This is a genomic window from Nostoc sp. 2RC (assembly GCF_014222165.1).
Taxonomy (GTDB): Bacteria; Cyanobacteriota; Cyanobacteriia; order Cyanobacteriales; family Nostocaceae; genus Nostoc; species Nostoc linckia.
In genome coordinates, this window is record NZ_JACKZU010000244.1 from 1 (window position 1) to 12,213 (window position 12,213).

Genomic DNA, 12,213 nt, shown 5'->3' on the forward strand with positions numbered 1-12,213 from the left:
GGGAGCAGGGGGAGAAAGAGTTTGAGCCTTATTTACTTTTCTTTACATAGTTTGGTTTTATTTCACCGACTTACTTAACTCCTCAGAGTCATCAGTCAACACTCCCAATCCCCCACATTTAAATTAACGGACTGGAAGCGATCGCACTTAAATTAACTGATTTGAAAAATTGTCTCCAGTCTATCCTCACTTTTAAATTGTTTGGTTCTGTGCGGCGTAGTTGCACTAGGGAAGTTAAGGCTTCATGCCAAATTCCGGCTTCTGCATAAATGGTTGGTAATGTCCGCAAATTTGCTTTTGCTAAGGCTTGAGATAGCGGTAATTCGGGTTTAATTCGTTCTACCCAACCGTCCACAATGGGATTGTCGCTGGAGTCTTCAGTATTGCAAACAATTGTTAGATACCAGTGATAAGTTTTACCTACTGTTAATGCTGGAGCAGTTTCGGGAAGTGTAAAGCTAACAATTCCAGATTTATCTGGAAGTGTCAAAGATGTTTCATAAAATAATGTCTGGTCATCATCAGTAAAAAGCAAAAACTTGGCTGTTTTGACTGAAGATTCAGGTACGTGCCAGAAAAATGTTGGATGTTGACCAAGTGTTAATCCTAATTTATTTGGAGGAATTAAGGGAGTTATAACTTTTTTGTCTGTTAAACAAGAGCCGCTACGAGTTGAACCACCACTACTTACGGGAGGCGCTCCCCGTTTTGGCGGCTTAAATGTTTGACTAATTTGCCAGGTTTTGTTTGGTTGGTATAACTGAGCTTGCGCTTGTAGTGTAAAAGTATGAGCGAAATTCAAATATAAAGGTAAAGAAAAGACTAGAAAATATTGAAATGACTTAATCAATTTCATAATTTATCTCAAAATGCCTTGGTTCTAGATTGGATAGCTTAAATTGCCAACAATCAGTTGACTAAAATCAAGTATTCCCAAAAGCAGGGTGAGATTTCACATTCAACTACAAGTAACTACAAATTCTCAATAGAACGAAGCTTCATCTACTGAAATTCCAAGCTCTTCAGTATGTAGTTTGATGTAAATTCATGCAGTACATTTTCCAACTGAGATTATATCAGTAAAAGTCAACTTCAAAGATTTAAAAAAATGTCTAGAATTTGGGCATTTTGGGGATTATAAAAATAAAATTCTTGGGATTTTTACCGCTAATTAAACTTCGCTTAAACTTTTGCTTTTAGTATGTCCTTGTTTGAAGGATTTAAAAACTTGTTTGTTTTGTCCTTAAAAACACAAATGACTATTGAAGAAGAATTCAGAAGTCACAATGGGCTAAACGCCCCGCTACCGCTAATAGGATTCAGAATCAAGACGCTCTCTAAGAGACGCTACGCGAAGGCGGACTCCAATTCATACTGAATTCTGAATTCTGACTCCTGAATTCTATTTTGATAACTAATGACCAATGTTTAATTTTAAATTCTGCTGTAGTTCCTAGTGCGTATTACTTGCAGAAATTTATCGTGAGGAAAGCAAAAGATGAAATTGATTCCACAATTACTGCTTGCTGCTAGCTTGACTATGAGTTTTGCAACTCTGAATGCAAAATCAGTATCTGCTGCAATTATTAATTATGCTTTCAATGTTGATAGCCCCACCGCTAAGGGAAATGGTTTTTTTAGCTTTGATGATGCAACTTTGAGTGACAACAATTCCATAGCGATCGCCAAATCACTTTCTTTCCAATTTGATGGCGATTCTACAGTTTACACTGAACAAGATGATATCAATTATCCAGACTTTCCCCTTGTATATGCAACTTTATTTTCAGCAGGACAAACATCTTTAGCTTTAGACTATACATTTGATGACAAAACTAATCCCGCCAATCCTCTGCGCTACGAAATTATTGGTGAGGATTTTACAATTTTTTCCCCTACTGACGCTAATGTCGAACTAATTTCAGGAAAAGTTTCTTATACAAGAGTACCTGAACCTGCAACTTTAGCGGGCACTTTATTGGTTTGTAGCCTTGGCTTGATGACAAAGAAAAAGCTAATTTCCATCAAAAAATTTAAAACTTAATCTTTGTTTGGCAAAAGGGAATAGGCAATTATTGTTGACGGTTGACGGTTGATGGTTGACTGTTAACTGTGAACCGTCAACACTGAACAACTTATTCAGACATCTGTCTTTTGTGCTATTGCCCATTGCCATTTAGCAATTAATCGGGAGTAAAAAATGGTAGATTTTCATAATTTTGAAAAGTTCTTGCACAGTCGAATCAAACGACGCAATTTAATTATTGGGGCAGGAGCATTGAGTGGTTTTGCGATCGCTAACCAATTTTCTCAGCAAACAGCGATGGGCAAAACGAGATTTTCAAACTATCCTTTCACTTTGGGGGTAGCGTCCGGCGAACCTTATCCCACCAGTGTTGTAATTTGGACTCGTTTGGCTCCCGAACCTTTAAATGGTGGTGGAATGCCACCAGTAAATGTACCAATTCGCTGGGAAGTGGCTAGTGATTCTCAAATGAAGCGAATTGTCTCTAGAGGTACGGTACTGGCAACTCCCCAACTAGGTCATTCAGTGCGAGTTGTGGTAGAAGGATTGCAATCTGATACTTGGTATTGGTATCGTTTTCTTGTGGGACAAGACTCTAGCCCCATCGGTCGCACTCGTACAGCACCTTTAGCAAATAGCTACTTAAGTAAATTTAACTTTGGCTTAGTCTCCTGCCAAAATTATCAGCAGGGATTCTATACCGCCTACAAATATCTGGCACAAGACGACCTCGATTTAGTAGTGCATGTCGGTGATTACATCTATGAAGGGGGAATTTCAAACACTGCTCCCAGACAACACAATAGTCCAGAAATTTTTACCCTAGAAGATTACCGCAATCGTCACGCCCTTTATAAAACTGATATCAATCTGCAAGCCGCCCATGCAGCGTTTCCTTGGATTGTCACTTGGGATGACCACGAGGTAGAAAATAACTACGCCAACAATATCTCGGAAATCGATACAGAGTCAGATCAAGACCCCTTAATCTTCCTGCAACGGCGGGCTATTGCTTATCAGGCTTATTACGAACACATGCCCCTGCGTCCCTTCTCGCGTCCTGTGGGCCCTGACATGCAACTTTACCGTCGGCTGGCCTTTGGTAACTTAGCAACCTTCCATGTTTTAGACACCCGCCAATATCGCACCGATCAGCCTTGTGGTGATGGAACCAAAGAACGTTGCCCAGAAAATTTAGATTTGAATGCAACCATTACCGGTAAAGCACAGGAGGATTGGTTGTTTGATGGTCTAAGTAGCTCACAAACCAAGTGGAACGTTTTAGCGCAGCAAGTACCAATTGCTCAGCGAGACATGACACCAGGGCCGGGCGGAACCTACAGCATGGATAAATGGGATGGTTATGTAGCTTCCCGCGATCGCTTGATGGCTTTTCTTCAACAAAACCAGCCCTCTAATCCAGTCTCCCTCGCAGGGGATGTGCATTCTCACTGGGCGATGAATTTGAAAGCTAACTTTGATAATCCAGCATCCGCCACACTTGGCAGTGAATTTGTTTGTTCTTCAATTAGTTCTGGCGGAGATGGCTCAGACACCACCCCCGCAGTTGAAGCTTACTTACCAGATAACCCACACATTAAATTCTTCAACAATCAACGCGGATATGTTCGCTGCGCCCTCACTCCCACAACTTGGAAGACAGATTATTTAGTGATGTCAAACGTCACAACCCCATCTGGAACCATTAGTAAACGAGCTTCATTTGTAGTTGAAGACCGCCGTCCAGAAATACAACCAGCCTAAGAAGATGTTTGAAAAGTCATGATACAGCTGGCGAATCAGGGGTGACACCCCTCATTGAAGGATTTTTCATCATTCCACCCAATGTAGAGACGTAGCAATGCTACGTCTCTTTGGCTGTTTGGGGTTTTTCGGCTTTAATAAGTAATCAAGCGGAAATTATATGAAACTAAATCACAATCTTCTTTCAACTATTAACATTCGCCTATAAGATAACCACCCACCTAAAACCATCATTACAGCAAATACTACTAAAAACCAAAAGTGCGATCCAATTTGATTGAGTTCATCACCTTTTGCTGATACTGCCACGAGAGCTTCATTCATGTGATAAATCGGGTTAAATTTGGCAATATTAATCAATGTTTGTGGAAACAACGAACTGGGTAAAAAAGCTCCGCCTAATATTAATAAAGGAACCCCAAAAGCTGCCACCAGAGAATTTACATCTTCGATTCGACGTGCTAATTGTGTTCCCAAAATAAAACCCAAGCCAACATAAGCAACAATACACATTAAAATAATAGTCAATCCTAAGAGCAGCGAACCTTTGAAAGTCGCACCCCAAAAGCTTGCAACAGTATAAACCAATAGTGTTTGCCCAATGCCAATGCAGCTATGAGCTAGAAAAATGCCTAAAAAATAGGATGTACCACTCAAAGGAGAAATAAACAGACGCTTGAGGGTTTTTTGTTCTCTTTCTGCAACCACAGTGGCAACACTACCACCCAAGCAACTAAAAAATAGTGCTGCACCTGCCAAAGTCGAAGGCGCAGTATATTCAAAAGCAACATTAATTGGTAATTTTGCTCGTTCTGCTAATATAAATCCGCTGAGAATTAAAACTGAAACTGGGAAAATACTCCAAAAAATTAAACTGCGTTTGCGGCGTAACAGTTCAATTAAAATACGCGCAGTTACAGCTATGGTTTCACGCCAATACTTCATATTTTCAGGGATTGGGACATTGGGCATTGGGGATGTTGACTGTTGACTGGAAAATCAGGATTTATTCTTATTGTCTCTTTGAAGTTCTGATCGCTGGCTGTCGGCGCTCAGACTTCTCCCCTTGTCCTCCCCATCTCCCTATCTCCCCATCTCCCGGTTGGTGAGCGTTCGCGTAGCGTCTCGTAGAGAAGTCGAACCACATCTTCCCACTCCCAGCCTAAATTACTATCTGCGATCGCAACTTAACTATAAACAAGGCTAAATTGATTTGTTGCTGTTAACAGACTAATCTTGGGAATATGGATATTTAAGTTAAGCACAATAAGTTGTATTATAGGAATTTATCATGAGTCGTTCAAAACTAGTTGCCATAATTACAGGTGCGATTTCTGTTATTTTAGCGATCGCTTACCTCATCCTTGTACAACTGTTAGACTACCGGGACATGAAACCCGCACCCGTTAGCCAATTTGAGCAAGCCCCTATGATTATTTCTCATGTTTGGCAGATTGACAAAATTGCCAAAGTGTAGGCTCAACTGTGTTGACCTTTAAAAAGGTTAGAGGAAACTCTTAAACCCACAACTCAAGTTTTTTATCGCTGTCGCCTGTTACCTATTCCCTACCCCGAAGGGTTTCTCTAAGCACCGCGTCTCATTTGTAGCAGTTCTCGTTTAAATCGGGACGCACAGCTAGCTGTGTGTCCTTAGTTAATGTCTATTAATAAAACTAATGATGACCATTGATGAATACCATACTGGATCTATAGATAAATAACAATAGTTATTATTAGTGCCTCCAATAAGTAAAACGGCGTGGAAAAATCAAACTATGTTAAGAAAAATTATAAAATTCAAACCCTCTTCCCTCGTGACTTCTAGTTCCTGCCTCCTGCCTCGTCCCAACAATGAATATTGACACGTATATAAATACTCTATGTATAAGATTTAGTTACCACAATTATCTTAGATTTGTTAAATCAGGTAATTCCATTTTGACTCAGATAACGGTAAGCTGTTTTTAACAAAATTAAATAAATATAAATTCGCGTTAATTGCGAATCTTGAGTTTACAGGGATCAACGCAAGTTGATTTAAAACTGCAAAATTCTGATGAAATCTATAGAGGTTTATTGATGGCTCAGTTTCTATTGGAGACTGTTTGGCTAGTTCCGTTCTACGCCTTAGTAGGTGGGTTGTTGGCTATACCTTGGTCGCCGGGGATCATTCGCAAAACAGGGCCAAGACCGGCGGGTTATGTCAACTTGATAATGACGCTGTTGGCATTTGTACATAGTACCATTGCCTTACAAGCAACTTGGAATTATCCCCCCCAAGAGATATTCATTCCTTGGTTATCTACGGCTGGTTTGGATTTAACCATTGCTTTGGAAATTTCCCCCATTAGTGTCGGTGCTTTAGTCGCAGTCACTGGGTTGAATTTGCTGGCACAGATTTATGCCATCGGCTACATGGAAATGGATTGGGGTTGGGGACGCTTCTATTCTTTGTTGGGCTTATTTGAAGCCGGACTTTGTGCCCTTGCTTTGTGTAATAACTTGTTCTTCAGCTATGTAATTTTGGAAATCCTGACGCTGGGAACTTACCTATTAGTCGGCTTATGGTTTAGTCAGCCTCTAGTGGTTACAGGTGCTAGAGATGCTTTCTTAACCAAACGGGTAGGAGACTTGTTCCTGCTAATGGGTGTGTTGGGGTTATGGCCTTTAGCCGGAACTTGGAATTACACAGAATTAGCCGAGTGGGCGGCCACAGCCGATGTTAACCCTACAGTCATTGGATTGGTGGGTTTAGCCTTAATTGCCGGGCCAATGGGTAAATGTGCCCAGTTCCCTTTGCATCTGTGGTTGGATGAGGCAATGGAAGGCCCTGTTCCCAGCACGATTTTGCGGAACTCGGTAGTAGTTGCTAGTGGTGCATGGGTGTTGATTAAACTCCAACCCGTGTTAAGTTTGTCACCAATAGTTTCCTCAGCAATGGTGGGGGTTGGTGCTGTGACGGCGCTGGGTGCTTCATTGATTGCCATTGCTCAAATCGATCTTAAACGCTGTCAATCTTATTCTGTCAGCGCATACATGGGTTTAGTGTTCATCGCTGTGGGAGTGCAACAAGACGAAGCAGCGCTATTATTAGTCCTGGCCAATGCCGTATCCGCAGCACTATTGGTGATGAGTACTGGCGGAATTATCTGGAATAGCATCACCCAAGATGTAACCCAACTTGGTGGATTGTGGAAGCGTCGCCCAATTTCTGGAATCGCTTTTATTGTGGGTAGTTTGGGATTAATTGGTTTTCCACCATTAGGTAGCTTTTGGGCGCTGATGGAATTAGCTGATGGGTTGTGGGAAACTCGACCTTGGTTAGTGGGAATCATCATTGCGGTAAATGCTTTAACCGCCGTGAGTTTAACCAGAGAATTTGCTTTAGTTTTTGGCGGTAAAGCTCAACAAATGGCTCAGCGATCGCCCGAAGTTCACTGGCCGATGATGCTGCCGATGATGATTTTACTTGGCTTTAGTCTCAATCTGCCTTTTGTGTTGCAAAGCTTATCACTTTTACCAGATTGGGCAAACCTAAATAAAGATGTCGCCCTACTTTTAAATTGGTCGAGTATTTTTGGTTGCACTATCACTGGTGTGATTTACTTCAGCAATATTCCCAAACCAATTCGTTTGCCTTGGAAAGGTTTACAAGACTTAATCGCATACGATTTTTACACACCCAATATCTATCGCATGACGATTATTTTCACTGTTGCCCAAATTTCTCAATTTGCCGATATGATTGACCGTTTTGTAGTCGATGGCATCGTGAATCTTGTTGGTTTATTCTCTCTTTTGGGTGGCGAAAGTCTCAAGTACAGTACTTCTGGTCAAACCCAGTTTTATGCCTTCACTGTTCTTTTAGGAGTAGGTGTTTTAGGAATGTGGGTAAGTTGGCCATTTTGGGGAGTACAGTTTTTAGAGTTGATTTTTTGAAGAAGAATTTAGAATTTAGAATTTAGAATTCAGAATTCAGAATTCAGAATGGGCTAAACTTACCGCTACCGCTAACAGAATTCAGCAATCTTGATTTGGCTATAACAATCCCAAATCATTTGCGATCAAAATCTATTGCCCAATGCCCAATGCCCATTTTTTATAACCTGACTTTAACATTGTGAGGAGAATTCCATGAGCGCACAACATCCCTTGACTAATGTTTCTCGTAGAAATTTACTGAAATATGGTGCAGGTGCCATCGGTACAGGTGTATTAACAGCTGGAATTGCCTCGAACGTGGTTGAACCCGAAAAAACTTTAGCACAAGAATCTCCAGTAGACAAAGATGACATAACTCCCGAACAAGCACTGCAAGAATTACTAGATGGCAATGATAGGTTTGTTAAAAGTAAACGTAAAAATCCCCACCAAAATTATTCACGTTTAGCGGAAATTGCTAAAGGTCAAAAACCCTTTGCTTCGATTTTAGGTTGTGCAGATTCACGAGTTCCTTCTGAAATTATTTTTGACCAAGGATTAGGAGATTTATTTGTTTGCCGCATAGCTGGGAACATTGCGACATCAGAAGAAATTGGTAGCCTAGAATTTGGCAGCTTAGTGCTAGGTTCAAAGGTAATCATGGTTGTGGGACATGAAAGATGTGGTGCTGTAGATGCCACAATCAAAGGCGCTAAAGTGCCAGGAAGAATTGGGAGTTTGATTGAAGTGATTCGACTAGGTGTAGAAAGGTCTAAAAATCAACCGGGCGATAAATTAGAAAATGCTTGCAAAGCCAATATTTTAGTACAAGTTGAAACATTAAAATCATCCTCAGTGTTATCTGAGTTAATCGATGCAGGAAAACTCAAAATTGTTGGTGGTTACTACGATTTAGATACTGGTAAAGTCACCGTGATTGGTTAGTTTTTTCATCCATTGTCATTGGTCATTATTCATTAGTTGAATAACAGATAAAAGACACATGGCAATGGACAACTGATAAAAACAAGGTCTGAAACAAGGTTTTCTGGTAACAGAACTTTGTAAAAGAGAACAAAGGAAAAAATTATCATGTTAAGTGTTTTAATTTGGCTACCAATTATATCGGCTATTGTGATAGCAATATTACCTGCAAATATACCTAATAATCGCATTCGGTTAGCAGCACTATACTTTTCGGGAATAGTTTTTGCATGGAATATTGCTATTCTGTTGAAATTTGATATCAACAATCCAGCAATGCAATTCCAAGAGTATTTGCCCTGGAATGAAAATCTGGGTTTGAGTTATCAATTAGGTGTTGATGGGCTTTCTATTTTAATGTTGGTGTTAAATAGCTTGCTCACCTGGATTTCTATTTACAGCAGCAATCAAAACACGGAACGTCCCCGGTTGTTCTACTCGATGATTTTATTAGTAAGTGGAGGAGTTGCAGGAGCTTTTCTGGCAGAAAATTTACTGTTATTCTTCTTATTTTACGAACTCGAATTAATTCCTTTCTACTTACTAATATCTATTTGGGGAGGAGAAAAACGGGGTTATGCTGGAATTAAGTTCCTGATTTATACGGCTATTTCGGGAGCATTAATTCTGGCAACGTTCTTAGGTATGGTGTGGTTGAGTGGTTCTACCAATTTTGCTTTTGATGCATTTTCTCCAGAGAATCTCTCAGTGACAATGCAAATCACTTTACTAATAGGAATAGTATTGGGTTTTGGCATCAAAATTCCTTTGGTTCCCTTCCATACTTGGTTACCGGATGCTTACGTTGAAGCTTCAGCGCCAATTGCCATTCTTTTAGGCGGCGTGTTGGCAAAGCTAGGAACCTATGGACTATTAAGATTTGGGTTGGGTATGTTTCCCCAAGCTTGGAGTATTATTGCACCGACCTTGGCAATTTGGGGAGCAATAAGCGCTATCTATGGGGCGGTCATTGCGATCGCTCAAAAAGATATCAAGCGCATGGTAGCATACAGTTCCATTGGTCACATGGGTTACGTATTATTAGCTGGTGCCGCCAGCACTCCCCTAGCACTAGTTGGTGCAGTGGCCCAAATGTTCAGCCACGGCATTATTTTGGCAATTCTCTTTCATTTGGTGGGAGTCGTGGAAGCCAAAGTTGGTACCCGCGAGTTAGATAAACTCAATGGTTTAATGAGTCCCATCCGTGGTTTACCTTTAATCAGTGCCTTACTCGTTTTAAGCGGCATGGCTAGCGCAGGTATTCCCGGTTTAACAGGATTTGTAGCTGAATTTATCGTCTTTCAAGGCAGCTTTTCTGTCTTTCCTCTCTCCACAATTTTGTGTGTAGTGGCCAGTGGCTTAACCGCAGTTTATTTTGTTATTCTTCTCAACCGCACCTGTTTTGGCAGACTTGATAACTTGGCTTACTATCCCAAAGTCCTTTGGCCTGAAAAAGTCCCAGCGTTAATTTTGGCAGCTTTCATCATCTTTTTAGGAATACAACCTACTTGGCTAGTGCGTTGGAGTGAGTCCACAACCACAACAATGGTAGCTGCAATTCCCCCCATAGAAAAAACCACCGTCTCTCAAGTCCCACTGGAGTATAAATAGAATTCAGAATTGGTGAATTCAAAATTCAGGAGTCAAATTCATTAACTACTAATAGTCAACAGTCAATAATCACATGACAGCAATTAAAACAGTTACTAAATTACCTCCTTCCACACATGAATTTGCGGAAGTCATTCATCGCCTAGAAGGTGGCGGTGCAATGTTACCCGATACCCCAGAAAATTTGATGCAAATTATCGGGTTATACAAAGCTTATGCTGTGCCAATGGACTTTTATTGGCGTGACTTACTTTATATCGCAGAAAACGTATTTTTAGATCCTTTGCCTTTCTTGAAATACTTCTTGCCCAAAGAGTATTTAGATCTACATAATCACTATGCTGGCGATGATGCCGATTTACGAATTTGGCGCGGCGAAGCCACAGCCCACCCAGAACTTTTGGCATTTATGGAGAAAGGCGAAACTTTCAAAATGCCCAAGTTATTGCATCATTTGTTGCACGATCGCATTAACATGGAATTTGCCGAAGCTTGTATGCGGGCAATGTTGTGGCACAGAGGTATGGGCGGGCAATTTGACCCTTACCTAGATTCCGACGAATACAAAGCCAACGCCGATAGGGCAATTAAAGCTTACTTCCAAGGCAACCCAGTGATGTTGGGGCTTTACAAACTGTTCCCCGATATGTTTTTGGAACAATGCCGGCAAATGTCATACTACGCTAACTTGGGTTTGTTCTGGGAAGTGATGGCACCGGTATTTTTTGAAATGTCCGACCGCTATGACGAAGGCACCATCAGCAGCGTCCCAGAAGCGATGAACTTTTTAGTTAATGGTATATTTGCCATCGCTGGTCGTCCAATTTACCATCACGTTTATATTCGTGGAGAATGCTACGAAATTATCCCCAAATCTAAGGGTTTCATGTGGCTATATGAAGCAGCACTACCTTATGTAGAAGCTGTTTTCTACCGCACCGCACCTTTTAGGGGAACAAAATCTTATAATGCCCAAGCACGTCAAGTACCAGAAGACCAAAAAGACTTTCACTATGGCATTCTTTACGCTGATGTATTTCCAGTCGGTACTGCTGGCATTCCCCCCACATTATTAATGCAAGATATGTTGCATTTTTTACCACCCTATCTTGTTGATTATTACAAACAACATTGCCGGGGTGAAGAAGATATGTTGATTCAGTTGGGAGTTAGTTTTCAACGGTCAATGTATTGTGTGACTTCTGCGGTAATTCAAGCCTTAAGAACTGCACTTTTATATCCATTAGATGACCCCAATCCCAAACATTTACAAGCCAATCGAGACTTCTTTGAAATGCAGCTAAACCGCTTTACTCGTTCTGAATATAACATTCGGAATGCTGCACGTTTGGGAAGTATTCAAAGGCAAGATTATAGATAAGAGATACCCGCAACCCCCCTTAAAAAGCTACGGTGTACATACAAGTCGATAAATCCTAACCTGAAACTTAGTTTCATCCCCCTAGCTCTAGAATTAGGGGATAAATAGAGTTTCAAGTTGTCCAAAATTTGGGGATTTATCAGGAACTAAAGAGTTGAAACTCTTGCGTCCTATACTTGTATGTACACCGTAGTACCTTTTGTATTCCCAATGTCCCATGCCCAATTACCGATTCGTTATGATAAACTGACATTCTCAATAAAATAAAAATCGTAAGTCAAACACCTTGCAGCCCAAAAAATAATATTCTGAATAATATTCTCTTAACAATTCATGGACTAGGGATTCGGATATGGGGCATGGGGCATGGGGAAGAGGCAGGGAGCAGGGAGTAGAGGGGAGGAACTTCTCCCCTGCCCCTCTTCCTCATCTTCCCCATCTCCCCATCTCCCCATCTTCCCCCTCCCCAACCCCTAACCCCCCACTTAAGAAACTTTAAATACCGTGACCTTGAGCCTGTCCGCTG

9 protein-coding genes are annotated in these 12,213 nt (G+C 41.0%); 7 read left to right on the forward strand and 2 right to left on the reverse strand.

Annotated features, from left to right (window positions below):
* Window positions 1–118: 118 nt before the first annotated feature.
* The gene (locus GNE10_RS23510; protein WP_185567230.1) at window positions 119–856 is read right to left on the reverse strand and encodes a DUF928 domain-containing protein; all 738 of its coding nucleotides are present in this window, start codon (window positions 854–856) and stop codon (window positions 119–121) included.
* Between the two features lie 642 nt (window positions 857–1,498).
* Between GNE10_RS23510 and GNE10_RS23515 the strand changes: the two genes are divergently transcribed.
* Window positions 1,499–2,044 (forward strand): PEP-CTERM sorting domain-containing protein, encoded by a 546-nt coding sequence (locus GNE10_RS23515; protein ID WP_185567231.1) that lies wholly within the window; start codon window positions 1,499–1,501, stop codon window positions 2,042–2,044.
* A 156-nt stretch (window positions 2,045–2,200) separates the two neighbouring features.
* A complete protein-coding gene (locus GNE10_RS23520) occupies window positions 2,201–3,790 on the forward strand; it encodes an alkaline phosphatase (RefSeq protein ID WP_185567232.1) in 1,590 nt (529 codons plus the stop codon).
* A 171-nt stretch (window positions 3,791–3,961) separates the two neighbouring features.
* Here GNE10_RS23520 and GNE10_RS23525 read toward each other — a convergent pair whose 3' ends face one another.
* Window positions 3,962–4,735 carry an ABC transporter permease gene (locus tag GNE10_RS23525; protein WP_185567233.1) on the reverse strand — a complete coding sequence of 258 codons (774 nt, stop codon included), beginning with the start codon at window positions 4,733–4,735 and terminating at the stop codon, window positions 3,962–3,964.
* Window positions 4,736–5,081: 346 nt separating this feature from the next.
* Between GNE10_RS23525 and GNE10_RS23530 the strand changes: the two genes are divergently transcribed.
* The 5 genes from GNE10_RS23530 to GNE10_RS23550 all read left to right on the forward strand — a co-directional run bounded on the left by GNE10_RS23530 (window position 5,082) and on the right by GNE10_RS23550 (window position 11,687).
* A complete protein-coding gene (locus GNE10_RS23530) occupies window positions 5,082–5,267 on the forward strand; it encodes a hypothetical protein (RefSeq protein WP_099071994.1) in 186 nt (61 codons plus the stop codon).
* A 602-nt stretch (window positions 5,268–5,869) separates the two neighbouring features.
* Window positions 5,870–7,729 carry an NAD(P)H-quinone oxidoreductase subunit F gene (locus GNE10_RS23535; RefSeq protein WP_185567234.1) on the forward strand — a complete coding sequence of 620 codons (1,860 nt, stop codon included), beginning with the start codon at window positions 5,870–5,872 and terminating at the stop codon, window positions 7,727–7,729.
* 195 nt (window positions 7,730–7,924) lie between these two features.
* Window positions 7,925–8,656, forward strand: a complete 732-nt coding sequence (locus tag GNE10_RS23540) for a carbonic anhydrase (protein WP_185567235.1) — start codon at window positions 7,925–7,927, stop codon at window positions 8,654–8,656.
* Between the two features lie 147 nt (window positions 8,657–8,803).
* Window positions 8,804–10,306, forward strand: coding sequence for an NADH-quinone oxidoreductase subunit M (locus GNE10_RS23545; RefSeq protein ID WP_185567236.1), 1,503 nt, complete (start codon window positions 8,804–8,806; stop codon window positions 10,304–10,306).
* Window positions 10,307–10,379: 73 nt separating this feature from the next.
* The gene (locus tag GNE10_RS23550) at window positions 10,380–11,687 is read left to right on the forward strand and encodes a CO2 hydration protein (RefSeq protein ID WP_185567237.1); all 1,308 of its coding nucleotides are present in this window, start codon (window positions 10,380–10,382) and stop codon (window positions 11,685–11,687) included.
* Window positions 11,688–12,213: the final 526 nt, after the last annotated feature.

Bases quoted from the DNA above. Each gene is read 5' to 3' on its own strand.
- GNE10_RS23535 (WP_185567234.1), top strand. From the start codon at position 5,870: ATGGCTCAGTTTCTATTGGAGACTGTTTGGCTAGTTCCGTTCTACGCC.
- GNE10_RS23520 (WP_185567232.1), top strand. From the start codon at position 2,201: ATGGTAGATTTTCATAATTTTGAAAAGTTCTTGCACAGTCGAATCAAA.
- GNE10_RS23545 (WP_185567236.1), top strand. From the start codon at position 8,804: ATGTTAAGTGTTTTAATTTGGCTACCAATTATATCGGCTATTGTGATA.
- GNE10_RS23510 (WP_185567230.1), bottom strand. From the start codon at position 856: ATGAAATTGATTAAGTCATTTCAATATTTTCTAGTCTTTTCTTTACCT.
- GNE10_RS23525 (WP_185567233.1), bottom strand. From the start codon at position 4,735: ATGAAGTATTGGCGTGAAACCATAGCTGTAACTGCGCGTATTTTAATT.
- GNE10_RS23540 (WP_185567235.1), top strand. From the start codon at position 7,925: ATGAGCGCACAACATCCCTTGACTAATGTTTCTCGTAGAAATTTACTG.
- GNE10_RS23550 (WP_185567237.1), top strand. From the start codon at position 10,380: ATGACAGCAATTAAAACAGTTACTAAATTACCTCCTTCCACACATGAA.
- GNE10_RS23515 (WP_185567231.1), top strand. From the start codon at position 1,499: ATGAAATTGATTCCACAATTACTGCTTGCTGCTAGCTTGACTATGAGT.
- GNE10_RS23530 (WP_099071994.1), top strand. From the start codon at position 5,082: ATGAGTCGTTCAAAACTAGTTGCCATAATTACAGGTGCGATTTCTGTT.